A 25407-nucleotide genomic window follows, 5' to 3' on the forward strand; every position below is an offset into this window, starting at 1 on the left:
CATCGGCTGGATACGGTTCGACGATCAGAATGAGCTTGGTATCAACTATCCTATCGTGCACTCCGGGGACAACGAAAAATATCTGCGCAAAGATATCCATGGCAATAAGCATATCGCCGGAAGTATCTTTCTGGAAGGACTGAATCAGTCAGATTTTTCCGACCTTTATAACATCATTTACGGACACAACATGAACAATGGCAGTATGTTCGGCAGTCTGAAGAAATACAAGGATGAAGGCTTCTGGAAAAAGAACCAGTACTTTACGGTCTATACCGAAAGCACTGCCTACCGCTATCAGATCTTCTCCTATGAGGATGCGGTGAATGGCGGCAATGTATATAAAGTCGGTTATCAGCCGGGGGAAGAATACCAGACGTTTATTGACGAGATGGTAAAAGACTCGGATTTTGATACCGGGATCAGACCAAAGTCAACGAACAAGATCCTGACGCTGTCCACCTGTACCGGGAATGGATACAGCAAACGGTTTGCTGTTCATGCGATATGTATCGATACCCAGACAACAGACCAGACAAAATTAAAGGAAACGGATGATTAACAGGTAAAATGCATTGACAAACTTAAAAAAAGAACAATATAATGGGGAAAACCATGGTTTGAAGTAACTGACCAGAAGCAAAAGAGGAAAACAAGAACACAGAGAGTGAAGTAATGGCGGATAAAAAAACAGAAAACAGAAATATTGATACTGCAAAAGCCAGAGGAGAACTGGAAGAAGACCTTCTGGAGTATGTCTATCGGAAATGGAGACAGGGCAGACAGATTACATCAAAGGAATATGCCAGAACAACAGGAATAACGACCAGTGAGGTTCTTTTTTTGTATAAAAAATATCCTGTAAATTCTGTTTTATCTAATCAATCCTCCGAAACCCTTGTATTTTCAAGGAAAATCGGCATTTTAATACTCGTTCCTTATGTATTTTCCCTTGTTTTTGCCCTTATGAGCCGAAACAAGGGAAACTTTTTGTTTAGGTTTCCCCGACCACCTTATCAAGCAGTCTTGCGGAAGTTCGTTTCGCTTCCCTCTTAGAGTGAGCGTAAATGTTCATTGTGGTACTTACGTCAGCGTGTCCGAGCAGTTCCTGCACATCCTTTGGTGCTGCACCGTTGGAGAGCAGATTGCTGGTGAATGTGTGTCTCAGCATATGAAAATGGAAATCTTCAAACCCTTCCAGTTTCTTTTTTGCCGACCTTGTCATAACACCAACCGTACTCGGTGACTCGTATGCTCCGTCAGGTCTCAGGCAGACAAAGGATATTTCCTTGTATCCGTCAGGTACTTCCTCTGTTCTTGGCAGGCTGTAGACTTCATAGTAAGTACGGCCTTTTTCTTTTACCTCTTTGTAGTAATTGAGGTGATAGAGTTCGCCATACTTGAAGCGGTTCTTGTGCTGTTCCGTCTTTGCCTTTCTGAGAATATCTGCCAGAGTGTCGCAGAAGTCCACGGTGCGGACTTTCTTGCGTTTGGTAGCACCTATCTCTGTCTTGTGCCTTTGCCCGTTGTATCGCATACTGCGTCGCACTGTGAGGTACTGTCCGTCAAGGTTGATATCCTGCCAAGTCAGAGCACACGCTTCTCCGATACGAAGTCCTGTGTAATAGGCTATCTGCATCGGGAGCAATGCAGGATTGTCTTTCTTTTTCAGAAAGTCCTCCAACATTAAAAACTGATGATGGTCAATGGTAGGTGCATTGTCAACTTCGCCGTCCTCGTCTGCAAACAGTTCGTATTCCTCTTTCTTTCCCCTCCATACCACATACTGCATAGGGTTAAAGGAAATCAGTTTCTTCGGGAATACCGCAAATCGGAATGCTCCCTGCAATACTGCTGAGAATAACCTCAGATACCCTTTGCTGAGTGCCTTTGCTATCGTTCCATCAGGGTTTTGTCCTCCGAAAGTAAGGAAGTCCATAAATGCCTGTAAATGTTCCGCAGTGACCGTTTTCAGCTTTCTGTCGCCGATAGGATATTTCTTTATCCTGTTCACTGTTCCCATATATGCCATTACTGTACCGTTGCTCAGATTGCCGGGTTTCAGTTCTTCCTCCACCCACATATCAAGCAGCATACCCACAATGGTGTTCTCAGGCTTTGCCACGAACTTCTTCGCTTCGTAGTCCTCCATTGCCTTGCGGAGCAGACTCTCTGTTTCAGATTTGCTTTCTGTGCCTGCAAATTCACGCTGTACCATTTTTCCGCTTTCATCTTCTACATAGAAGCGGTAGTACCATTTCTTGCCCTTTTTTCTTACAGATCCTTTTGCCATTGATAAATAGTCTCCTTTCTATCCGTGGCAATCGGAACTGTGACGTATGGTGTGCGTAAAGTAAATAATGTCACATCCGCCGATTGTTCTTAATCGGCTTTTTTCATTGTCAAAGAGCCACGGAATTATTCTTTTTCGGCAAGCCTTGCTTCGGCTTCCGCTACTATCCCGAAAAGGTCACTCATCTTTACAGCGGTGCGTCCTTCATCGTAGATATGTAAAATTCCGTCTAAGAATCGTTTCATATCCTCAATCGGTGCTTCCATTTCTTTATGGTAAACTCGCTCTGTAATCGCTCCCGATTCAATCGCATATCTGCGGAGAGACTGTTTCAGTCCTTCATCTTCTGCCACACGGTCAACCTCTGCCATAGCGTCGGAGAAGTGGTAGCAGAGAACGGAATACAAATCAATCATCTTTCCGAGAAATGTGGTAAGGAGCTGTTGGTGCGGTTCGCCATTCACAACCGTAGACACTATATCAATGTACTTCTTGATATGTTCTTCCAAGTCCTTTTCACAAAGCGTTCTGCTGTCATATTCCTTATCTTCTGAAAGACCTGTGAGCCATTCAGGAGTGGTAAGCAGTGCTTCTGCAAGTCCATTGATAATCATTGTTCTCTTTGGGTCTACGCCGTCTGCTTCGTATCTCTGTATCGTTGACTTGTTCACTCCGATACGCTTGCCGAGTTCCGGCATTGTAAGATTCAATTCTGTTCGACGTTCTTTCACTCGTTCACCAACCTGTTTTGCGGTGAATGTAATTTCTTTTTTCAAGGTTTTCACCTCCTGACGAATACAAGTATAGCATATCAAAACCTATTTTGCAACTACTTTCTCGATAAAAGTTAAAAAACAATCTTAATGGGTTGTAAAATAAGTTGACAAGAAATAGCAAAATAAGTATAATGATAATCGCAGGGTTGCAAAATGAGTATTTTGAAAGGAGGGATGTATAATGACAGCAATTAAAATGGGTTTAACTATCGAGGAAGCAGCAGAATGTACAGGTATCGGTAGGAACACAATGCGAAAACTGGTGGACTGGGGCAAACTGCCTGTTCTGAAAGTCGGACGTAAGACCATTATCCGCAGGGATACACTGGAGCGTTTTATGACGGTCAATCAGGGCAGGAATTTACTAAATCCCAATGATGTACGAAAAGTGGAATGACCGTTCTCCAAAGCCCTCGGCGTTTGAGAGCGAAATACACCCCTCGCACAAATCTGCGATTTGTACTCTGGGTATTTCGCCCCTGCGGGGAGCCTGTATCACAGCTTTGGACACCATCACCTCAGCTATGATACAGAGGAAATTGCACCGCAATTTCCATTGCTGTCCCACCAATCACCGATAGCTGTGACAGCCGCACCCGACAAGTCGGTTGCGTAATGAGTACGGTATTCTCAGCGAAGAAAGGAGCAAAAGCTTGGCAAGACATTCGTTCATTCAGATGTCGAAGCTGCCCAATGTCAAGGGAAGAATCTCATATATCACGAGCCACGCCAAACAGGAAAACCTTTATGCCACCTATCGTACCGCCGACAATACCTTTTGGAACAATCTCGCCAGGGAAAGCCAGCAGGAGTTCCTACGAAGCGGAACAACAGGAAAGGGTATTGAAGCAAGGGAGTTAATCATTGCCCTGCCAGAGATTTATACCACCTTTGACCCGCAGCAGGTGCTTGAAGAATTTACGAACAAATTCAGACAGCAGTACGGAGTGGAATGTGTATCGGCTCTGCATCATAACAAACGCAAGACCAATTACCACATCCACCTCATATTCAGTGAAAGGAAACTGCTTCCCGAACCTGACATCAAGATTGCCACCAGAAGCGTATTTTATGACGAAACAGGAAAAAGGGTACGAACCAAGAAAGAAATCACAGACGAGAACGGTCAAGTCCGAAAAGGCTGTACCGTTATCAAAAAGGGGGAAGTTTACGAAAGCCATTTATTCACAACCAAAGACGAGCGTTTCAAAACAGAAGCGTTCATAGCAGAAGCAAAAGAGGTTTACACGGAGCTTATCAATTCCCACATTTCAGATCCCGAACAGCGATTGAAAGTGTTTGATAAGAACAGCGTGTATCTCCCCACAAAAAAGATAGGTAAGAATAATCCCAAGGCTACCGAAATCGAAGCAGATAACACCGCAAGGCAGGAATGGAACAGAACAGCGGATTTGGCTCTTGTATCGGGCATTGAAGAAGCAAAGATACTGGAAATCAAGCAGACCGAAATCCACGACAAAGCCGGTCAGTCCATCCGTGAAAACGGTTGGCTTCCAAACCTGTTCCGAGGTATCGTAGGCAAGGCAAAGGAATTTCTGCAAGCCATCATCCGTGAAAAGGATATGCCACCCAAGCCAGTCCTCAATATGGATATGGACGAGTTCCGCACAATGCAGACCCTTATGCTAAAGGTACAGAAACAGGCGAAAGCAATCAAGAAGATACAGGAGGTCACACTTCCGAATCTGCGACAGCAGCTTGCAGAAACAACGGGTATCTTCAAGGGCAAGGATCGTAAGGCTCTGGAAAAGCAGATACAGCAGACTGAAACCGAACTTGCTGAAAAACTGGATAAAATCCCCGATATTCTAAAAGATGACGGTTATCCTGATGTACAGGCGTTTATGAAAACTTACCGCAAAGCAGAGGCTATTGTGACACAGTATAACCAAGATCTTGCAGAATGGGAGCAGGCAGTCAAGAACGGACGGAAACCTGCCGAGAAACAGCACAGACCGCCCGAAAGACAAAGTGTGCGTAACAGGCTCAGACAGCTTCAGGAAGAGGGCAAACAGAACGCTCAGCCGAAGCAGAGAAAGAAATCCCAAGACAGGGACAGATAATCACGACATAGGAAATCAACACCGCAGGGCAACCTGCCTTGCGGTCTTACATAGACAAATTTGACTGAAAACCAATGGCAAGAATTATGTTTTGAAATATATCATTTTAAGGATACTTTCTTTTTTGTTCAAAAAGTGATACACTGATACAAGGCAATTCGAAAGGCGGTGAACTCACACAATGAGATTTATTCGAGGTAACTACTCGGTGCAGTTGTAAATCTGGCAACAGATTGTATCGAGCTTATTTTATGATGTTGTCAGTTGGCTGCACCTATAATTGATGTACAAAACAAAAATATTCAAAATAGGAGTAGTTACGATGAAAGAAAAAGAATTGATAGACATTTGGAAAAAAGAAGAAAGTGTTGCACATATCCATGGATGGGATTTTTCTCACATTGAGGGAAGATATACGGAAGAAACGGACTTGCCTTGGAATTATCAACACATCATACTGGATTACTTAAACCCAGAAATGAAACTGCTGGATATAGATACTGGTGGTGGTGAATTCTTGTTATCTCTCCGCCATCCTTATGTAAAGACAAGTGCAACCGAAGCCTATCCCCCAAATATTCAGCTATGCAGAGAAACCTTGCTCCCTCTCGGTATTGATTTTCGTGCAGGTGATGGAAAGGATATGTTGCCATTTGGTGATTATGAATTTGATATTGTCATTAATCGTCACGGTGATTTTAATGCCAAAGAAATACATCGTGTTTTGAAATGTGGAGGAATTTTTATCACTGAACAGGTTGGGGCTGAAAATGACCGTGAATTGGTGGAGCTTCTCTTAGGAAAAACTGAACTTCCATTTCCAGAACAGTATCTTGATATAGTTAAAAAACGTTTTTGTGATGTAGGTTTTGACATTTTGGATGCACAGGAATGCTTCAGACCAATCAAATTTTTTGATATAGGTGCACTTGTTTGGTTTGCGCATATTATAGAGTGGGAATTTCCTAATTTCTCTGTAGATAATTGCAAGAACAGATTACTGTATGCACAACAAATTTTAGAGCAAAACGGTTGTATTGAAGGAAAAATTCATCGATTTTTATTGGTATTGCGCAAAGCGAAATAAAAATTGACTATAAAAAAACCAAGGGCGAAGATGTGTAGAAGCATCTTCGCCCTCGTATCGTTAATCCTATGAAAAAATTATTTCATTATTCACAATTTCTCTTGCATAAGCTTGTATGTTATTCATCAATCCTATCCATTCCATAGGCTGTTCTGCTTTTAACTGTTCTGTCACACCCTGCTTTTGAACCATTTCCTCAATCAATCTGTGGAACATTTGCTCCGCCTGTTGGTTAATATCTGCAAGATAGCGGTTAAGTGTCCCATCAATCAGCATCGTGGTGTAAACAATGTGCCTATGCTCTTTCAGATACTGCTTGTGGCGTTGTCCCCATAAGCCGATAGGCTGTGTTTCTTCTTCGGCAAGTATCAGACAAGGGATATAATAATCACCCTGCAATTCATACCACAAACCGTTGCTTTTATCAAAAATGTACTTGTCCATATAATAAATCCTCCAGTATAATATATTCGCACATACGTCGCAGTTCTCCGATTGCCACATTCTGTTATATCTTGTTATCAGATTTTCTTGCCCTTGTGTTTGCCCTTATCAGCTTCCAAGGGAAGAATAAAACAGTGTGAAATCGTATAATAAGTTAAGGTGAGCATTTTGCTATAAACCCTTAATTTTCAAGGCTTTTGGAGGATTTTATTAAAACCCTGTGAGGGTTAATAACCACTTATAAAATTGTGGTTTTCAAATTCAAGTTTAGAGAGTAAAAAAACTGTAGCTGAGGGGCTGTGAAAAAAGAACAGTCCCGAAAAAAATTTGCCAATGCTAATTCAAGATTATCTGGACATCTGTGATCCAGTGCTGACTTTTGACAGAGTTATGGGAGAAATCGAACTGGAGAAATATCTGGATAACAAGTCGAAAATGACACAAATCTCACAGTATGAGCTTCAAAAGGGAAACTGGAAAGAAGAAATTGATTAAGCATTTGGAATATCAGATTTCCAATGCCGATGAAGCGTCTTTAAAAGAATATCGTGTGAATCTGCGACATTTGTAAAATCGAAAGGATTCTTTATGATTGGAATAAATAGAAAAGACATACAAGCAATCTTAAAAGCTGGTGCAAAAAAAATCTCAAAAAATTAGCACTCGCCTCTTGACAGTGCTAATAATGCGTGCTATAGTACAGATAGAACAAAGGAAGGGGAACGAAAAGAAAGGTTCGCCAGAAAGTGTTCCGAACGTATTATGAGTGTTTGAAAGGAGACAGGACTTATGTTAATGCCTAGTATTTTTAATAATAATTTATTTGATGATGATTGGTTTGGATTTCCGTTTTACGGATATGCAGATAAAGCAGAGAACAGAGCAGAAAAGAAGCTCTATGGACATCATGCGAATAATCTGATGAAGACAGATATCAAGGAAATGAAAGATGGATATGAACTTGAGATTGATCTTCCAGGGTTCAAGAAAGATGAAGTTACTGCAGAATTGAAAGATGGTTATCTGACAGTCAGTGCAGCGAAAGGTCTTGATCAGGATGAACAGGAGAAAGAAACCGGCAGGTATATCCGCCGTGAACGTTACGCAGGAGCATGTCAGAGAAGTTACTATGTTGGTGAAGATATCACAGAAGAAGATATCAAAGCAGAATTTAAACATGGTATTCTGAAACTCTTTGTTCCGAAAAAAGAAGCAAAACCAGCGGTAGAAGAGAAGAAATATATCACAATTGAAGGTTAATATAGAAGATAAATTTCCCCCGGAGAGCAATCTCCGGGGTGTTTTACAGGCAGGAGGTGACAGAGCATGGCAGCAAAGCGGGATTACTACGAGGTGCTCGGAGTAGCAAAGAATGCAGATGAGAAGACAATCAAAAAAGCTTACCGGAAGCTGGCGAAGAAGTATCATCCGGATACCAATGCCGGAAATCCGGATGCAGAAAAGAAATTCAAAGAAGTAACAGAAGCTTATTCGGTACTGAGTGATCCGGAAAAGAAGAAGATGTACGATCAGTTCGGACACGCTGCATTTGACCAGTCTGCAGGAGGCAGCTATCAGGGCAGTGGATTTGGAAATGGTTTCCAGGGATTCAAAAGTGGTCCTGGAGGATATCAGGAGTATCATTTTACAGGAAATGCAGATGATATTTTCGGAGATATGTTTAAAGATATCTTCCACGGAAGCAGCAGTAAAAGCACAGATGGTTTCGGAGGTCATGGTTTTCACAGAAGCAGTTTCTATGACGATGGATCCGGATTTGGTGGCTTCGGAGGATTTGGTGACCACGGGTCAGCAGGCTTTGATCAGAAAGGTCAGGATTTGAATGCCAGTGTGTCTGTTACATTTGATGAGGCAGCATTTGGATGTGATAAAAGAATTACTCTGCAGGATCAGAGCGGAAAAGCACAGACACTTGAGGTGCATATTCCGGCAGGAATTGACAGCGGAAAGAGCATAAGACTTCGTGGAAAAGGAATGCCGGGAACCGGAAAAGGTGGGGCAGGAGATCTTCTTCTGAAAGTAACTGTTCAGCCAAAAGCCGGATATGAACGAAAAGGTATGGATGTTTATACAACGGTCAGCATTCCTTATACAACTGCTGTGTTTGGTGGAGAAGCAAGGGTGCATACCCTGTATGGTGATGTGATGTGTAAGATCAAAGAAGGAACACAGTCAGGAAGCAAGATTCGTTTAAGAGGAAAAGGAATCGTTTCCATGAAGGATGCAAATGTCCATGGTGATCAGTATGTAACGGTACAAATTCAGGTTCCGAGACATTTAAATGCAGAAGCAAGACAGAAACTGATGGAATATAAGAAAGCCGCTGCCGGAGGAAGATAAAGGATCCGGGGCGTTTCATATAGATGGGACTCATAAAATGAGTTCGATGATTTGACAGGGAAGTAAAAATTTATATAGATTTAGCACTCGACTATTGACAGTGCTAATAACAAGTGCTATAGTTCGAGTAGAACAAAGATAGCAAGGCAAAGGAGGGACTCATGTTATGAATATCAATAAATTTACACAAAGTTCTATGGCAGCAGTACAGAACCTTGAAAAGATTGCGGCAGATTATGGCAACCAGGAAATTGAACAGGAACATCTTCTGTATTCTTTGCTTACAATAGATGACAGCCTGATTCTCAAGCTGATTGAGAAGATGGGCATTACAAAAGAGACGATGATGAACCGTGTGGAAGAGCTTTTACGGAAGCGTCCGAAGGTACAGGGCGGTCAGATGTATATTGGTCAGAATCTGAATAATGTGCTGATCCATGGCGAGGATGAGGCAAAGCAGATGGGTGATGAATATGTATCGGTTGAGCATCTGTTCCTCGCACTTCTGAAATATGCGAACCGTGAGATCAAAGGTATGATGAAGGAACTTGGAATCACAAGGGAAAGCTTCCTTCAGGCACTTTCTTCGGTAAGAGGTAATCAGCGAGTAACCAGTGATAATCCGGAAGCTACTTATGATACCTTGAACAAATACGGGGAAGATCTGGTAGAAAAAGCCAGGGAGCAGAAGCTGGATCCGGTCATCGGACGTGATGCAGAGATCCGGAATGTGATCCGTATCCTGTCACGTAAGACAAAGAACAACCCGGTTCTGATCGGTGAACCTGGTGTAGGTAAGACAGCAGCAGTAGAAGGTCTGGCACAGCGTATCGTGCGTGGTGATGTACCGGAAGCTTTGAAAGATAAAAAAGTATTTGCACTGGATATGGGAGCACTGGTTGCAGGTGCCAAGTATCGTGGTGAATTTGAAGAGCGTCTGAAAGCAGTTCTGGAAGAAGTCAAGAACAGTGATGGAAACATCATCCTGTTTATCGATGAGCTGCATACCATTGTAGGTGCCGGAAAGTCAGACGGTGCAATGGACGCCGGAAATATGTTAAAACCAATGCTTGCCCGTGGTGAGCTGCATTGTATCGGTGCGACAACTCTGGATGAGTATCGCCAGTATATTGAAAAGGATGCCGCTCTGGAACGTCGTTTCCAGCCGGTTATGGTGGATGAGCCTTCAGTTGAGGATGCCATTTCTATCCTTCGTGGATTGAAAGAGCGTTATGAAGTATTCCATGGTGTCAAGATCACAGACAGCGCACTGGTTGCGGCGGTTACTCTGAGTAACCGTTATATTTCAGACCGTTTCCTTCCGGATAAGGCAATCGACCTGGTTGATGAAGCATGTGCATCCATTAAGACAGAGCTGGATTCTATGCCGACAGAGCTGGATGAACTGAACCGTAAGATCATGCAGCTGGAGATTGAAGAAGCTGCTTTGAAGAAAGAGGATGACCGACTGAGCAAGGAAAGACTGCAGAAACTGCAGGAAGAACTTGCCGAAGAACGGGAAAAATTCGCAAAGCAGAAAGCACAGTGGGATAACGAAAAACATTCTGTTGAACATGTACAGAAGATCCGTGAGCAGATTGAACAGCTGAACCGTGAAATCGAAGCAGCTCAGAGGAGCTATGATCTGAACAAGGCAGCAGAGCTTCAGTACGGACGTCTTCCACAGTTGCAGAAACAGCTGGAAGAAGAGGAAGCAAAGGTAAAAGATGAAGATCTGTCACTGGTTCATGAAAGTGTTACCGATGATGAGATTGCTAAGATCATTTCCCGCTGGACTGGTATTCCGGTTGCAAAATTAAACGAAAGCGAGAGAAGCAAGACACTGCACCTTGCAGATGAACTTCACAAACGTGTCATCGGACAGGACGAAGGCGTTACGAAAGTAACCGATGCAATCATCCGTTCCAAAGCAGGAATCAAAGATCCGACTAAGCCGATTGGTTCCTTCCTCTTTCTTGGACCTACAGGTGTAGGTAAGACAGAGCTTGCAAAAGCACTTGCCGAGAATCTGTTTGATGATGAGAACAATATGGTGCGTATCGATATGAGTGAGTACATGGAGAAATATTCCGTGTCCCGTCTGATCGGAGCGCCTCCGGGATATGTCGGATATGATGAGGGCGGTCAGCTTACGGAAGCCGTTCGCAGAAAACCGTATTCCGTAGTGCTTTTCGATGAAGTAGAAAAAGCACATCCGGATGTATTTAATGTACTTCTGCAGGTACTGGATGACGGACGTATCACGGACTCGCAGGGACGTACCGTTGATTTCAAGAATACGATCCTGATCATGACATCGAACATCGGATCTTCTTATCTGCTGGATGGTATCGATGAAAATGGCGATATCAAACCAGAGGCAGAGGAGATGGTCATGAATGATCTGAGAGCACATTTCAGACCGGAATTTCTGAACCGTCTGGATGAGACGATTATGTTCCGTCCGCTGACGAAAGATAATGTCTACTCTATCATCAGCCTGCTTGTCAATGATATCAATAAACGGCTTGCAGATAAAGAACTGAGGATCGAGCTTACCGAAGCAGCCAAACAGCTTGTAGTGGAAGGCGGATATGATCCGACCTATGGTGCAAGACCATTGAAGAGATATCTTCAGAAGAATGTTGAAACCGAGGCAGCTAAACTGATTCTGGAAGGAAATGTTGGCAGCGGAGATACGATCCTGATCGATAATGTGGATGGAAAACTTACTGCAAGGATCAAGCAGCACTTAAGAGAAGTATAAGAAATGTGACATATAAAGAATCTGCAATCGGCAGATCATCGAATCCGATCATGGTGACATCATCAGGCGCAGGACGGTTTATAACCGCTTGCGCCTGTATTCGTTTGGAGTTATACCAAACTGTTTTTTGAAGGCAGTCTGAAAGTGGTTCTGGCCTGAAAAACACAAAAAAGTGCTGATTGTACTGATCGGTTTATTCGTGAACTGAAGCAGACGCCGTCCCTCCTCGGGCTTGCACCGGAGAATAAAATGGCTTCTTCAATCACATAATCGCGATACAAGCTGATAAAGCAAAAAACCGGATACAATTTTCAGGAGCTTCTGCAAAGAAAAAGATTTCAGATGACGGTTCTTCTGTTGTGCGATACAAAGCTTTCGATTGAAGAAATAGCCCTGGATTGTCGGGTATGAGAATCAAAGCTATTTTTTCAGGCGATTTAAGAAACGTTACGGAATGACACCGCACAAATACAGAAAAGAAAACATAAAAGATAAAAAACGATAGGATGGAAAATAAGGACAGTTTTTTGAACTAATGAGGTTCTAAAAAGCTGTCCTTATTTTTGTTATATTGAGTACTATAATGGTCTCATAAATTAAGACACCCTAAACAATGCTTCTGCTGTATTCGATGACAAGCGTGAAGAAAATTTCAAGGAAAAGCTTTTCTATCCGACTAAAAATGGTTAATTCTAAGCGGCTTTAGGTGGTCAATTTTCCCCGCCCCTAAAAAAGTATTATTTTGTGTATATTCTATCTTGTTTTGTTTATGGTGCATACACATACTAAATGGTAAAATTAAAGTGAATTTAGATATCATTTGTGACAAAGCGCACTTCAAGTTTATCAGGGCGTGAATAACTTTCTGTATATTCAACTAAATTACCATTTTCATCGTATCCTATGAATTCAATATAGTTGACGATAGAGGTGGCACTTGGAAGATGAAGGTGCTTTTGAAGTTTTTCGCCAGCTTCTACCATCATCATTGTCTCATTAAATTTTACAGGCAAATGATTTTTGGATTTCATATAATCATAAAGCGATATGTGCTCAAAATTGTAATTATCGATATCTGAAAAAAAATGAAGAGGAACATAGGTAAACTCAATTGCAAGAGGTTCCTTGTTTCCAAGACGAATTCGATGAATACCGTATATTTCATCTTCTTCAGAAAGTCCAAGTTTATCTGCAAAGTATTTTCTGTTTTTGATTATACCTGTGCCTAAGCATTTATTGGAAATTTCAATACCAAAGTTACGAACTAAAGAGGTAAAGCTGGCATTTTTTGATTCATTTAGTACTCCTAAAGCAACTCGATTTTGTTCGGGTTTGCGGACAAAAGTTCCCTTTCCGTGAACGCGAATTAAGTAATGTTGGCTAATTAATTCGTCAAAGATGTCATGAATCAAATACCGACTTACACTATACATTGTTGCAAAATCCCGTTCGCTAGGAAGCAACTCCCCAGGAAGATATTCCTGTGTTTTAATTTTTGTAATGATACTAGATTTTATTTGTGCGGCTAATACATCATCATTGCTCATAAAACTACCTCCCTGATAAAACCAAAACGATCAATTAGCATATTATTTTCAAAAAAGACTGCAAGATGTCCTTGTTTATCATACATGAGCCCTTTGTATTTCATTAAAGGGCTATCAACAGGAATATTTAAAATTTGAGCAGTCTTTGTGTCTGCGTAAAGTAAGGTGACTTTTTGATTCGATTTTGCCAAGGTTATTTGACAATTGTTTGTAATCAAATCAATTGCAGGAGCAGAAGCAGCAATTTGTTGGGTGAGATCTGGATAGATATATTCAGGAATATAAGTTGTATTGATACAAATTGGTTGAGTACCATCTGAATAAAGCCAAACAATTTTGTATATTTTCGATTTTTCAGGAAGTAACATTTCGCTTGCAAGATAGTTATCTGCTTCTATTTTTTTGAAATCATATAATTCGTAAGTTAATTGTCCGCTATCTTCCTCTGAATGTAAGGAAAAATTACGAATGGATTGTAAAATGCGTTTAGGCGCTACGTAATAACCACTTCGTGGTTTTGAGATAATTGTTTTATCTTGAAGTAACAGATTCAAGGCTCCACGAACAGTTAAGCGTTGTACATGAAACAGCTCTGCCAGCTTTCGTTCCGAAGGCAGTTTGTCACCTGGAAGATAGTGTTCTTCCTTTAGCATGTATTTGATTTCTTTTGATAATGCAACATCTAAAGTTAATAAATTTTTTTTCATAAGAACTCCTAATATTATAATTTACTTGTAAATTATAATCAAATTATACGTTGTCAGTTCTTAAAAAGCAAATGGAAAGGAAAAAAGAAATGAATAAATAAAAAATAAATATAAAAACTGGTATAGTAAACCTGAAATGTGCTTCATACCAGAATAAAAGAAATATATGCATTGTGTATAAAAAAATGCATTTATATTTATAAAAATACAACAATATTCAATATTTTTTGCGTGAAATATTGAAAAAAATGAAAAAAGTGGTATATTAAATTTAAAAATAGTCACCAATACAAAAGAAGGGAAAGGGAAAACACTATGTTGAAATTTAATGAACAGAAACAGATTGAAAGTGTGAATGGAGCGCTTGCTCTGAGAAATCAAATTAATGAATTGATTGATGGAATTTGTAAAGAAGGATACAAGAATATTTGTTGGCTCGGTATCGGTGGAACATATGCATCTTGCCTCCAGGCAGAGGTTCATATGAAAGAAAAATCAAAACTTTCATTTTTTGTTGAAAACGCAGCAGAGTATTTGACAACTGGAAATAAAAAAGTTGGAGAAGGAACTATTGTAATTATTTCGTCTGTTACAGGAACAACTTCTGAAATCGTAGATGGAGTAAAAAAAGCACAGAAGAGTGGAGCAAGGGTGATTGGTTTTATTGATGTTGCTACTGCAGAACTTGCAAAACTTGTAGACTATGTGATTACATATCCTGCCAATGAACAATTGAAATTTTATATGGTAGCAGATAGATTTATGTATAATGCAGGAGAATTTCCAGAATATGAGGATTTATACAAGGAGTTGGATCAGTATTTGGCAACTGCACTTGTGGAAGTTGAAAAGGAAGCAGATGCTTTCGGAGAAGAATTTGCAAATCGTCATAAGGACGACAAAATTCATTATTTTGTTGGGGCTGGGAACCAGTATGGTGCCACATATTCTTATGCAATGTGTTATTGGGAAGAACAGCATTGGATTCGTACAAAATCTATCCACAGTGCAGAATTTTTCCATGGAATGTTAGAAATAATTGACAAAGATACACCAGTTACAGTATTTATTGGGGAAGATTCTCAGAGATCATTGAGCGAGCGCGTTGCAAACTTCTTGCCACGCATTTGTGGAAAATACAATATTATTGATACCAAGAAATTTGAATTAAAAGGAATTAGTCCAGAGTACAGAGGATATATATCACATTTAGTGATGCATGCGGTAACACAGAGAATTGATGTACATATGGAAAAAGTCAATTGTCATCCTATGGAAATCAGAAGATATTACAGATGTCTGGACTATTAAGGTGGCAAAATGGACAGAAAGATAAGAGTAGCAGCAATAGGAGATAATTGTATTGATTATTATGATTCATTGAATGAATCTTATCCAGGGGGAAACCCAGTGAATGTTGCTGTATACATAAAACGATTAGGTGGAGAAAGTTCTTATACAGGTGCTGTTGGAACTGATTCATTCGGAAAAATCATGATAAGTGCAATTCAAAATAAAGGAGTTGATACTTCTCATATTCAAGTGCTGGATGGAAAGACCGCAGTTACACATGTTGACATTGTAGACGGAGATAGAGTGTTTGGAAAATATGAAGAAGGTGTTTTGGCAGACTTTAAGCTAAGAGAACAAGACATTTCCTTTATAAAGAAACATGATTTAGCGGTTACAGGAATTTGGGGAATGATTGAAGATGAGCTTCCACTTATTTCGAAAGAAATTCCAGTTGCATTTGATTTTGCCAATAAATTTGCAAATCCAATTGTTGAGAAAGCGATTCCATATGTGACATATGCATTCTTCTCTTTTGACGAGGAATCACGCAATGAGTTTAGACAGAAATATCATAGCATGGGCTTAAAAGAAAAAGAAAATTGTACGGAACAATTAAAGGAATTCATGAAAGCAATGCAACAAAAAGGACCTAAAGTCATTATTGCAACATTGGGGAAAAATGGAAGCATTGGGTATGATGGAAATTCTTGGTATCGATTTGGAATCATAGAGTGTAAAGTTGTTGATACAATGGGTGCAGGCGACAGTTTTATTGCCGGATTTTTATATGGGATTTTGAATGGATTGAATGTTCAAGATTCGATGGAAGCAGGAGCTCGGAATAGTGCGGTAACAATAGGGTATCAAGGGGCATGGTAGAAGGAGAATATAACGAATGAGAAAAAAAATAGTGGCAATTTTATTGATAGCTACGATGGCAATGGGGATTGCAGCATGCGGAGGTTCAGGGGACAAAAAAGACGATAATACAATTACAGTATGGTGTTGGGACAAAACATTTAATATTTTTGCAATGGAAGAAGCTGCAAAAATTTATCAAGAAGATCATCAAGATGTGAAAATTGATATTGTCGAAGTTGGAGATGTAGATGTACAGTCTAGACTTACTACGGCTGGTATATCAGGAGATCTAAGCACATTGCCAGATATTTTTTTGATGCAAGACCAGGCATTCCAAAAAAATGTATTATCTTATCCAGATGTATTTACAGAAATTTCTGAAAAGAAAATTGATTTTTCAGAATTTGCTCCTGGTAAAACAGATTTTTCTGTTGTAGATGGAAAACACTATGGAGTGCCTTTTGACAACGGAGCAGCAATTGCTTGTTATCGTACAGATATTTTGCAAGAAGCTGGAATGACTTTAGAAGATTTTACAGATATTACCTGGGATGAGTGGGTTGAAAAAGGCAAAGTAGTACTGGAAAAAACAGGAAAACCATTATTGACAACGACAGCAGGCGAATGTGATTTGCTTACGATGATGTTACAGTCTGCAGGAGCATCTTTGTTTAATGAAGATGGAACAACGAATATTGCAAAAAATGACACTTTGAAGAAGGTAATTGATACATATTGTAAAATGAAAGATTCAGGTGTGTTACAGGAAGTAAATAACTGGGATGAATACACTGGCTCAATGTTGAACAGTGAAGTTGCAGGTGTGATTAATGGGTGTTGGATTATGGGAACAATTCAGACAGCTGAGGATCAGTCAGGAAAATGGGCTATTACAAATATTCCAAAACTTACAAATGTAAAGGGTGCCACAAACTATTCAAATATTGGAGGTTCTTCCTGGGCAATCTCAGGGAATTGTGGAAACGTAGAGTTAGCAGAAGATTTTCTTGCATCTACATTTGCTGGAAGTACAGAGTTATATAATAATATTCTCTCTTGTGGAGCAATTGCTACATGGACACCAGCAGGAGATTCTGATGCATATGCAGTACCGAATGAATTTTTCTCTGGTGATGCAGTGTTTGAAAAAATAGTTGACTATTCAACAAAAGTTCCTTCTATTATTACGGGACCATATTTCCATGAAGCAAGAGACGCAATCTCTGTTGCGACAACAAATATTACAAATGGTGCAGATTTAGAGAAAGAGCTTAAAAAAGCGGAAGATACTGTTAATTTTAATATGGGACAGTAAGAGAGATTCCTATCATACAAGGGGATGGAATGTAGAACCATCCCCCTTATGGATAGAAAGGAGGAGTTTTTGTGTCTAACAAACCAAGAAAAATGACGTTAGAAAAAAAGCATAATTTAACAGGATGGGCTTTTTTGGCACCAGCAACATTTTTGATTGCGGTGTTTAGTTTTTGGCCAATGATCAAAGCATTAGTTTTATCTTTTCAGACGGGGAAAGGTAGAAATATGCAGATGGCTGGATTTACAAATTACATCAGAATGTTTCAAGATGATGTATTTATTCAGTCAATAAAAAACACATTTTTTTATTTCATTCTTCAAGTGCCCATTATGCTTGTAGTAGCGATGGTGTTAGCTTGTATTCTAAATAAAAAAGACTTACGGTTTAAAGGATTTTTCCGAACAATGATTTTTTTGCCGTGTACAACTTCATTGGTTGCGTACTCAATTATTTTTCGGTCTTTGTTTGCAAATGATGGATTAGTAAATTATGTTCTAGTGAATTTGGGAATTTTGGATAAACCATATAATTTTTTGACACAACCATTTGCGGCAAAAATAGTTATCATATTGGCTCTTTTGTGGAGATGGACAGGATATAATATGGTATTTTTCCTTTCTGGATTGCAAAACATTGAATATTCAGTATACGAAGCTGCAAAAATTGATGGAGCATCAGCAATACAGACATTTTTTAAGATTACTGTTCCATTATTAAAACCAACTATCTTGTTGACAGCAATAATGTCAACAAATGGAACATTACAGTTATTTGATGAATCAATTAACTTGACCGATGGAGGTCCTGCGAATGCTTCGATCTCTATGTCACATTACATATATAATTTATGTTTTAAGTATGTGCCGAATTTTGGATATGCAGCAGCGATGTCCTTCTTTATATTACTGTTGGTTGCAGTATTAGCACTTATACAAATGAGGGTGGGTGATAAACGTGATTAAAAAAATGAAAAATATAGGAATGTATGCATTCTTGATTTTGGTTACTTTTATTTCAGTATTTCCTTTGTACTGGATGGTAAGTGCATCCACAAACAAAAGTGTGGATGTATCAAAAGGTGTATTATCGTTTGGCTCTCATTTGGGAGAAAACTTGAAAAATCTGCTGGCAAATCAAGATGTATGGGCTGCATTGGTCAATTCATTTAAATATGCAATATTACTTACAATAGTTTCGATGGTGATATGTTCCTTGGCAGGATATGGATTTGAAATTTATCATGATAAAGCAAAAGATGCCGTGATGGGTGTGATTCTTCTTGCGATGATGGTTCCATTTATTACGATATTGGTCCCATTGTTTCAGATGGTTGCAAAAATGAAAATGTTAAATAGTACGTTGGGATTCATTTTACCAACGATATCAACCCCATTTTTAATCATGATGTTTCGGCAGAGTGCAAGATCATTTCCTCGTGATATTATTGAAGCTGCCAGATTAGATGGACTTTCGGAAATTAGAATCTTCTTTCAGATGTTTATTCCTACAATGAAATCAACATATGCAGCGGCTATGACTATTACATTTATGAATGCTTGGAATAGTTATATGTGGCCGAAAGTAATCATGACACAATCCGAGAGCATGACAATGCCAATGGTTGTAGCAAATCTGACAGAGGGATATGTAACAGACTATGGAATGCTTATGTTGGCAGTCTTAATATGTACATTGCCTACCGCCTTAGTATTCTTTATTTTACAGAAGAGTTTTGCAGAAGGTATTACTGGAGCTGTAAAATAATAAATGATATCTATAAAGAAAGGGATTAGAAATGGAATATAAAAAAATAAATATGCCAGGTCTTCTGCATGGTGGAGATTATAATCCTGAACAATGGTTAGATAGACCGGATATTCTTGAAGAGGATATCCGGTTAATGAAATTAGCGCATGTAAATAATGTTTCACTAGGAATATTTTCGTGGGCATTTTTAGAGCCAGAAGAAGGAAAATATCAGTTTGACTATTTAGAAGAAATTATTAACCGTTTATATGACAATGGCATCTATACAAATCTAGCTACACCAACAGGTGCAATGCCAAATTGGATGACTCAAAAATATCCTGAAGTAATGCAGACAGATGAAAACGGGATACAGAATTTACCAGGAAAAAGGCATAATTTTTGTTACACGTCTGCTGTTATGAGAGAAAAAACTAGAAAGTTGGATTTGAAATTATCAGAACGCTTTGGAAAACATCCAGGAGTAATTCTTTGGCATATATCAAACGAATACGGAGGAAATTTTAGGGATGCTTCTTGTCATTGCGAAGAATGTCAAAAAGCATTTCGGAAATGGTTGAAAAAAAAATACAAAACATTGGATGCATTGAATCATGCATGGTGGAGTGCGTTTTGGAGTCATACTTATACCGATTGGGAACAGATTCATTCACCTTCTCCGAGGGGAGAGGATGAATTACACGGTTTGAAATTGGACTGGAAAAGATTTGTGAGCGAACAGTTACAGGACTTTTGTAGAGAAGAGATTCGAGCTGTTAAAACATATTCGGATCTTCCAGTTACAACAAACATGATGATGTATTTTTCACCATTGGATTATGATAAATGGGCAAAGGAGTTGGATGTGATTTCTTGGGACTCTTATCCGAGTTGGCATACAAAAGAAGATGAAGTACCGATTGCTGTGTGGGCAGCCTTTATGCATAACCAGATGAGAGGATTTCAGAAGAAGCCATTTTTGATGATGGAATCAACACCATCACTTGTGAATTGGGATGAGGAAAATAATGTAAAAAGACCGGGGATGAATTACTTATCTTCAATGCAGGCAATTGCGTTAGGTTCGAATAGTGTTCTTTATTTTCAATGGAGAAAAAGCAGAGGATCGAGTGAAAAGTTTCATGGAGCGGTTGTTGATCATGATGCGTCAGAAAAGAATAGAGTTTTTCAAGAAGTTGCTTGGATTGGCAAAGATCTAGAAAAGCTAAGCAGTCAAATACTAAGTACATGTAATAGGGCGAAGGTAGCTATTATTATGGATTGGGAAAATTGGTGGGCTCTTTCTGACGCACAAGCAATATCGAGAAAATTTGATTATACGGAAGAACTTTTAAAATATTATCGGGTTTTTTGGGAAAAAGGAATTGAAGTTGATATAATTTCCATGGATCGAGAGTTGTTAGATTATCAGCTTGTGGTTGCTCCGACCTTGTACTTACATAAAAAAGAGTATATTCATAAAGTAGAAGCATACGTGGAAGCAGGTGGAATATATGTAACAACTTATTGGAGTGGAGTAGTAAATGAAACAGATTTATGTTTTATTGGAGAGAGACCACATGAGAGATTGCTAGGATTATCAGTTGATGAGATTGATGTGGGGAATGAATATTTTCCAAATACTTTCTCCTATAAAGACGGTGTATATAAAGCCGGTGTGTTAAGAGAAGTTGTGACACTTCAAACTGCAAAGCCGTTGGGAACATACTTGCAAGATTACAATGTAAATACTCCAGCAATTACAGAAAATGCGTATGGCAAAGGAAAAGCTTACTATGTTGCTGTTCAACCAGATCTGGAATTTTTGAAAGAATTTTTGGGCGATGTAATTGAGGAAGCAAATGTGGAAGCAAATTTGACGGAAACATTGCCTTATGGAGTTACTGTTTCAAAAAGAAGTGGAAAAGAACAGAAAGATGATGTATATTTTCTTCAGAATTTTAACAGACATCCTGTGAAGATGGTTTTGAATGAATGTTATACAAATTTGATTACTGATGAAATCCTTACAGGTTCAATAAAACTGCAAACATATCAATGTATTGTGATGCAAAAGAAATAAGATTCCGTAATAGGGAGGAATTCACATTGAAATCAAAGGCAAAGACATTTTTAATTGATATTTTACTTGATATTGTAGGTGGTTGTTTCATTGCGATTGGAGTCTATAATTTTGCAGTGGCATCTGGATTTCCGGTAGCAGGTATATCAGGTATTGCAATCGTGTTTTATTATTTTTGGAAAATTCCAATTGGTACAATGACGACAATTTTGAATATTCCAATTATTTTAATTTGTTACAAGTTGTTGGGAAAACAATTTTTTTTAAGATCAATAAAGACAATGTTAATTTCTAATATACTGATGGACTGGGTTGTTCCATTGCTTCCAATTTACCAAGGTGATATGATGTTATCTTGTATTTGTATGAGTGTATTCTCAGGAATCGGATATGCATTAATTTACATGAGAGATACCTCTACAGGTGGAGCAGATTTTGTTTTGATGGCAATACACAAGGCAAAGCCACATATTTCTGTAGGAAAAATTATCATTGTTATGGATTTTATTATTGTAATTATTGGTGGAATTCTGATGCATGGAAACATTGATAAGATTATTTATGGATTAATTGGAACGTATATTCTATCATTTGTCGTAGATAAGCTAATGTATGGCGTTGATGCTGGAAAACTTGCTTTGATTGTAACAGAAAAGGGGCCGCAAATTGCGGCAAAAATTGATGAGCTATCACAACGAGGGGCAACTTTGATTAAGGCAGAAGGAAGTTATACAGGACGTGAAAAAGAAGTATTAATGTGTGCATGTAACAATAAAGAAATGCATACGATTCAAGAAGCTGTAAAGAAAGTAGATTCATCAGCGTTTCTTGTTACAATGGAATCGAATGAAGTGCGTGGAAAAGGATTCAAGCCAATATAATATAAAAATTAAGAAGCTCTAGCATGGATCGGTATAAGATTGGATCCGGAACATTATCTTTGATTATGGAACGTTATCATGCGGGAGAAATTCCGATTGAAGAACTCCAGATGATGCCACCAAAAGAGGTGGAATTACTTTTTTATCCTCAGAAAAATATTAAAAAGAAGGATATTCCACTTCCAGATTTCCAGTACTACTATGATAGGATTCATGCAAATTAAAATCAATTAAGAAAAATAGGCGGATATGAGCAGCAGGACAATGAAAAAAGTTTTTGTCCTACTGCTTTTTCGGTTAATAAAATTTCAGATCTGTGAAATAATGTGAGTAAAAAGAAAAAACTAGGAGGACACATTATGAGCGGAATGAAATTTGAAAAAGAAATCTTTATGAAGTATTTGATCGAGCGGGAAGCATCGGAGGCAACAAAGAAGAAATATATGACAGATGTAACGACTTTTTATTCCTATGCAGCAGAAGCGGAAGAAATAGATAAGGAACTTCTGCTTGCTTACCGGGAGTGGCTGATGCAGCATTATGCAGTAAGCAGTGTAAATTCGATGCTTGTGGCACTGAATCAGTATTTACTTGCCGTTGGGCTTGGAAAATGGAAGCTCCGCAGAGTCCGTGTACAGGGCTGTAATTCAAAGATGATGGAAAGAGAACTGCAGAAATCCGATTATATCAAACTGGTGCGGAAAGCAAAAGAGCAGGGAAAGGAACAGCTTGTAATGATTATGGAGACGCTTGCAGGTACAGGAATCCGGATCAGTGAGCTAAGATATTTTTCAGTTGATAGTGTTCAAAGCGGGATCGTGAAGGTGTGGAATAAAGGAAAATACAGACCGGTTATTTTAACGGATCAGTTGAGAAAAAGACTGTTATATTATATAAGAAAAAACAGGATTCAAAAGGGAAATGTGTTTATAACGAGATCGGGTCATGAAAAAGACCGGTCGAATATATGGAGAGAATTAAAACAGCTTGCAGTAAGTGCGGGGGTGGAAACCGAAAAAGTATTTCCGCACAATTTCAGACATATGTTTGCAAGAATTTTTTACAGGGTTACTGGGAATCTGTTGCAGCTTGCGGATATTCTGGGACACAGCAGTATCGAGGTGACAAGGATTTATGCTTCGGATGGAATTATGGAATGGAAAAAGAGCATGGAAATGTTAGAGATGCTTGTAGAATGACGACATAATGTTAATTATGTTGTAATATAAATCGTCCAAACTCAGTCCAACTATATTCTAGTCTGTATTACAAAGACTGTCAACATTAAAAAACGTTATAAAAACGCAAAACAGTCCTTTCACTTTAATTATGTAAAACATTTATTTTTTCCTTTTTATTTTCATATTTTCGAGTCAAAATACCTATATCGAAAACTACAACATAATTAACATTATGTAGAAAAGAGGGAACATATGGAAAGAGATATATTTGATGATATGATAAAGAGAGTGGACTGTTCATATGTATCCGATCTGAGATACAACAAAAAAATAGTAGAATCCAAGCTGAAAACGATGGATTTAAGTTTATATAATGAAAAGCAGATGGAAGAATTTGCACAATATGTATTTAACTGTGGATGGAGTGAAATCGGCAGTAAGCTTGATAAATAAAAGATAAAATAATGAAAATGGATGCGGGATATGATAAAATGAATATCATATTCCGTATTTTTTGTGTATACGACGAGCCAAGTGCAGATTTGTGCTTGCACAAGGATCTGCATTTGTCGAATGTACATCACCTGGCTGTTAAGCGAGATGGTGTACAAAGTATACAAATCGAGCAGGAGTCAGCCTGCTCGATTATTTAGAGAGAGGAGACAGCAGGAATGTCACACATCATTTTCCATATAGATGTCAATTCAGCCTACCTTAGTTGGACGGCAGTAGAACAACTGAAAAATGGTGCCGATGTGGACATCCGTACGATCCCCGCGATCATCGGCGGTGACAGAGAATCACGCCATGGGATCGTATTGGCGAAATCTCCTTCGGCAAAGAAATTTGGCATCCGGACGGGAGAACCGGTGGTAAATGCGTTCCGCAAGTGTCCGAATCTTCACATGGATCCGCCAAATCACAGGATGTACAGGGAGTATAGCCGGAGACTGATGGATTTCCTGAAAACCTATACACCGGAAATCGAGCAGGTCAGTGTGGACGAGTGCTATATGGATTTTACCGGAATCGCACAGCGCTTTTCTTCGCCGGTGGAGGCTGCGTATGAAATCAAAGCCCGGGTTTATGAAAAGTTTGGGTTTACCGTGAATGTGGGAATTTCGACAAACAAGCTTCTGGCAAAAATGGCATCAGACTTTGAAAAGCCAAACCGTGTCCACACTCTTTTCCCGGAAGAGGTCAAGGAAAAAATGTGGCCGCTCCCGGTGAGTGAGCTTTTTATGGCAGGGAAGTCCAGTGTGGCAATTCTGGAAAAGCTGGAAATCCGGACAATTGGTGAGCTTGCGCAGACAGATCCGAAGCTTCTGGAATTTCATTTGAAAAGTCATGGGAGAACGCTGTGGGAATTTGCAAATGGAATCGGTGACGCGAAGGTGCAATCCGAGGAGACCGCAGCAAAGGGTGTCGGTAATTCCACTACACTTCCAAAAGATGTGGAAAAGGCAGAGGATGCAAAAAAGGTTCTATTTTCTCTGGCAGAAAGTGTGGGAAAGAGACTAAGGAAAGCAGGGCAGAAAGCCAATATGGTTAGTGTGGAAATCCGCTACAGTGATTTTCAGAATGTATCTCACCAGAAGCAGCTTGGCAGAGCATCCGGTGCAGATCAGGTGATCTACGAGGCGGCCTGCAGTCTGTTCGATGAGTTGTGGAACGGTGAGCCGATCAGATTGCTTGGTGTTCGCACAGCGAAGCTTGTGGATGAAGATGAACCGGAGCAGTTAAGCCTGTTTGACCTGCAATTCGAGGTGAAATCTGAGAAGCCGAAGAAGAGCATGGAAAAGCTGAAAAAGCTCAGTGCGGCAATGGGAGAGATCCGCGGAAAGTATGGGGCGGATGCGGTGATACGGGGCAGTGTTCTGGAGCAGAGAGAAAAAGAGAAGAAATATGAAAAGAAACAGTTCTGAAAATTTCCCGGGAAACTTTCAGAGCTGTTTCCATGCCTTGACACCTAAAGAAT

The 25407-nt window shown here is 39.4% G+C and carries 27 protein-coding genes; 21 read left to right on the top strand and 6 right to left on the bottom strand.

Annotation, left to right across the window (positions count from 1 at the left end; genetic code table 11):
• Nucleotides 1-40 precede the first annotated feature (40 nt).
• Together PGU50_RS01105 and PGU50_RS01110 are read left to right on the top strand one after the other, a co-directional pair.
• On the top strand, nt 41-562 hold the full coding sequence (locus PGU50_RS01105) for a class B sortase (protein WP_270246051.1): 522 nt from the start codon (nt 41-43) through the stop codon (nt 560-562).
• A 113-nt stretch (nt 563-675) separates the two neighbouring features.
• Nucleotides 676-1056 carry a hypothetical protein gene (locus PGU50_RS01110; protein WP_270245992.1) on the top strand — a complete coding sequence of 127 codons (381 nt, stop codon included), beginning with the start codon at nt 676-678 and terminating at the stop codon, nt 1054-1056.
• On the opposite strand, the gene PGU50_RS01115 is transcribed toward PGU50_RS01110, so the two are convergent.
• Complete coding sequence (locus PGU50_RS01115; protein ID WP_117469314.1) at nt 995-2293, bottom strand: tyrosine-type recombinase/integrase; 1299 nt, start codon at nt 2291-2293, stop codon at nt 995-997. The genes PGU50_RS01110 and PGU50_RS01115 overlap by 62 nt on opposite strands.
• A gap of 125 nt (nt 2294-2418) precedes the next feature.
• Nucleotides 2419-3069, bottom strand: a complete 651-nt coding sequence (locus tag PGU50_RS01120; protein WP_044998824.1) for a helix-turn-helix domain-containing protein — start codon at nt 3067-3069, stop codon at nt 2419-2421.
• A 181-nt stretch (nt 3070-3250) separates the two neighbouring features.
• On the opposite strand from PGU50_RS01120, the gene PGU50_RS01125 reads away from it, so the two are divergent.
• From PGU50_RS01125 to PGU50_RS01135, 3 genes are all read left to right on the top strand, one after another.
• Nucleotides 3251-3466, top strand: a complete 216-nt coding sequence (locus PGU50_RS01125; protein ID WP_008371081.1) for a helix-turn-helix domain-containing protein — start codon at nt 3251-3253, stop codon at nt 3464-3466.
• A 256-nt stretch (nt 3467-3722) separates the two neighbouring features.
• Nucleotides 3723-5153, top strand: a complete 1431-nt coding sequence (locus PGU50_RS01130) for a MobA/MobL family protein (protein ID WP_117469313.1) — start codon at nt 3723-3725, stop codon at nt 5151-5153.
• A 322-nt stretch (nt 5154-5475) separates the two neighbouring features.
• Complete coding sequence (locus PGU50_RS01135; protein WP_173826571.1) at nt 5476-6240, top strand: class I SAM-dependent methyltransferase; 765 nt, start codon at nt 5476-5478, stop codon at nt 6238-6240.
• A gap of 66 nt (nt 6241-6306) precedes the next feature.
• On the opposite strand, the gene PGU50_RS01140 is transcribed toward PGU50_RS01135, so the two are convergent.
• On the bottom strand, nt 6307-6684 hold the full coding sequence (locus tag PGU50_RS01140) for a TnpV protein (RefSeq protein WP_044998821.1): 378 nt from the start codon (nt 6682-6684) through the stop codon (nt 6307-6309).
• 333 nt (nt 6685-7017) lie between these two features.
• On the opposite strand from PGU50_RS01140, the gene PGU50_RS01145 reads away from it, so the two are divergent.
• From PGU50_RS01145 to clpB, 4 genes are all read left to right on the top strand, one after another.
• Nucleotides 7018-7179 (top strand): hypothetical protein, encoded by a 162-nt coding sequence (locus PGU50_RS01145; RefSeq protein WP_243000039.1) that lies wholly within the window; start codon nt 7018-7020, stop codon nt 7177-7179.
• 294 nt (nt 7180-7473) lie between these two features.
• Nucleotides 7474-7944, top strand: a complete 471-nt coding sequence (locus PGU50_RS01150; protein ID WP_008370865.1) for an Hsp20/alpha crystallin family protein — start codon at nt 7474-7476, stop codon at nt 7942-7944.
• A gap of 66 nt (nt 7945-8010) precedes the next feature.
• A complete protein-coding gene (locus PGU50_RS01155) occupies nt 8011-9045 on the top strand; it encodes a DnaJ C-terminal domain-containing protein (protein ID WP_270245993.1) in 1035 nt (344 codons plus the stop codon).
• 166 nt (nt 9046-9211) lie between these two features.
• Nucleotides 9212-11812 (top strand): ATP-dependent chaperone ClpB, encoded by a 2601-nt coding sequence (gene clpB / locus PGU50_RS01160; RefSeq protein WP_118198797.1) that lies wholly within the window; start codon nt 9212-9214, stop codon nt 11810-11812.
• Nucleotides 11813-11890: 78 nt separating this feature from the next.
• On the opposite strand, the gene PGU50_RS18055 is transcribed toward clpB, so the two are convergent.
• Entirely contained in the window at nt 11891-12058 is a 168-nt protein-coding gene (locus tag PGU50_RS18055; protein WP_082421158.1) for a helix-turn-helix domain-containing protein, read from the bottom strand.
• A 151-nt stretch (nt 12059-12209) separates the two neighbouring features.
• Between PGU50_RS18055 and PGU50_RS18060 the strand changes: the two genes are divergently transcribed.
• A complete protein-coding gene (locus PGU50_RS18060; protein ID WP_227084887.1) occupies nt 12210-12317 on the top strand; it encodes a helix-turn-helix domain-containing protein in 108 nt (35 codons plus the stop codon).
• 304 nt (nt 12318-12621) lie between these two features.
• Here the strand turns inward: PGU50_RS18060 and PGU50_RS01175 are convergent, their stop codons facing one another.
• Together PGU50_RS01175 and PGU50_RS01180 are read right to left on the bottom strand one after the other, a co-directional pair.
• On the bottom strand, nt 12622-13359 hold the full coding sequence (locus PGU50_RS01175) for a GntR family transcriptional regulator (RefSeq protein ID WP_008370857.1): 738 nt from the start codon (nt 13357-13359) through the stop codon (nt 12622-12624).
• Entirely contained in the window at nt 13356-14066 is a 711-nt protein-coding gene (locus tag PGU50_RS01180) for a GntR family transcriptional regulator (RefSeq protein ID WP_118198798.1), read from the bottom strand. Before PGU50_RS01180 ends, PGU50_RS01175 begins: the two co-directional genes overlap by 4 nt.
• 315 nt (nt 14067-14381) lie before the next feature.
• On the opposite strand from PGU50_RS01180, the gene PGU50_RS01185 reads away from it, so the two are divergent.
• The 11 genes from PGU50_RS01185 to PGU50_RS01235 all read left to right on the top strand — a co-directional run bounded on the left by PGU50_RS01185 (nt 14382) and on the right by PGU50_RS01235 (nt 25354).
• A complete protein-coding gene (locus PGU50_RS01185; protein WP_004074321.1) occupies nt 14382-15377 on the top strand; it encodes an SIS domain-containing protein in 996 nt (331 codons plus the stop codon).
• Nucleotides 15378-15386: 9 nt separating this feature from the next.
• A complete protein-coding gene (locus PGU50_RS01190; protein ID WP_055246327.1) occupies nt 15387-16238 on the top strand; it encodes a PfkB family carbohydrate kinase in 852 nt (283 codons plus the stop codon).
• Nucleotides 16239-16254: 16 nt separating this feature from the next.
• On the top strand, nt 16255-17535 hold the full coding sequence (locus PGU50_RS01195) for an ABC transporter substrate-binding protein (protein WP_118198799.1): 1281 nt from the start codon (nt 16255-16257) through the stop codon (nt 17533-17535).
• A 71-nt stretch (nt 17536-17606) separates the two neighbouring features.
• Nucleotides 17607-18500 (top strand): carbohydrate ABC transporter permease, encoded by an 894-nt coding sequence (locus PGU50_RS01200; RefSeq protein ID WP_055297617.1) that lies wholly within the window; start codon nt 17607-17609, stop codon nt 18498-18500.
• Entirely contained in the window at nt 18493-19302 is an 810-nt protein-coding gene (locus PGU50_RS01205; protein WP_008370839.1) for a carbohydrate ABC transporter permease, read from the top strand. The genes PGU50_RS01200 and PGU50_RS01205 overlap by 8 nt, the downstream gene beginning before the upstream one ends.
• A 31-nt stretch (nt 19303-19333) precedes the next feature.
• Nucleotides 19334-21367 (top strand): beta-galactosidase, encoded by a 2034-nt coding sequence (locus PGU50_RS01210; protein WP_118198800.1) that lies wholly within the window; start codon nt 19334-19336, stop codon nt 21365-21367.
• Nucleotides 21343-22248 (top strand): YitT family protein, encoded by a 906-nt coding sequence (locus PGU50_RS01215; protein ID WP_055297615.1) that lies wholly within the window; start codon nt 21343-21345, stop codon nt 22246-22248. The genes PGU50_RS01210 and PGU50_RS01215 overlap by 25 nt, the downstream gene beginning before the upstream one ends.
• 23 nt (nt 22249-22271) lie before the next feature.
• On the top strand, nt 22272-22472 hold the full coding sequence (locus tag PGU50_RS01220) for a hypothetical protein (RefSeq protein ID WP_008370830.1): 201 nt from the start codon (nt 22272-22274) through the stop codon (nt 22470-22472).
• Nucleotides 22473-22607: 135 nt separating this feature from the next.
• Entirely contained in the window at nt 22608-23447 is an 840-nt protein-coding gene (locus PGU50_RS01225; protein ID WP_118217602.1) for a tyrosine-type recombinase/integrase, read from the top strand.
• A gap of 234 nt (nt 23448-23681) precedes the next feature.
• Nucleotides 23682-23882 (top strand): hypothetical protein, encoded by a 201-nt coding sequence (locus tag PGU50_RS01230; protein WP_270245994.1) that lies wholly within the window; start codon nt 23682-23684, stop codon nt 23880-23882.
• Nucleotides 23883-24100: 218 nt separating this feature from the next.
• Nucleotides 24101-25354, top strand: a complete 1254-nt coding sequence (locus tag PGU50_RS01235) for a Y-family DNA polymerase (protein ID WP_055158263.1) — start codon at nt 24101-24103, stop codon at nt 25352-25354.
• The last annotated feature ends 53 nt before the right edge of the window (nt 25355-25407 follow it).

It is taken from the genome of Coprococcus sp. AM11-30B (assembly GCF_027674365.1).
Classification (GTDB): Bacteria; Bacillota; Clostridia; order Lachnospirales; family Lachnospiraceae; genus Allocoprococcus; species Allocoprococcus comes.